General features: G+C 45.6%; 1 protein-coding gene. It reads left to right on the top strand.

Translation table 11 applies throughout. The features are described from left to right. Positions 1-476: SUMF1/EgtB/PvdO family nonheme iron enzyme (locus CKO50_RS23215; RefSeq protein ID WP_141240183.1), on the top strand; the 476-nt coding region annotated here is incomplete at both ends.

Here is a 476-nt window from a genome sequence, read left to right as displayed (position 1 = left end):
AAGGTGACCCTTACCAGCTATTCGATGGGCGCTTATGAGGTAAGCTATGGCGATTTTGATTTATATACCGCGGTAAACAACCTGCCAAAAACCATGTGGACAAAATGGGATAAAGATGAAATTTGGCGTGCACCTGAATTCTCTGCGGGGGTGAACTGGTATGATGCCAAGAACTATTGCTTATGGCTGGCAAAACTCACACAACTCCCAATTGATTTACCAACCGAAGCACAGTGGGAATTTGCAGCACGAAACCGTGGTGAAAACATTTTGTTTGCCACCAATACTGGTATGCTTGAACTCGGTGTAAATTACTCTCTCGCCGAAGAGCCTGAACCGCAGATTAGTGGCACCTATCCACCTAACCCATTGGGGTTTTATGACTTAAGCGGCAATATGATTGAATGGGTCAATGACTGGTGGGCTGAGGATTACTATCAACACTCCCCAGAACAGGATCCTAAAGGGCCAAAAGA

This window comes from Pseudoalteromonas sp. HM-SA03 (assembly GCF_002289345.1).
GTDB lineage: Bacteria > Pseudomonadota > Gammaproteobacteria > Enterobacterales > Alteromonadaceae > Pseudoalteromonas.
This window is presented reverse-complemented; position numbering and strand designations above follow the sequence as displayed.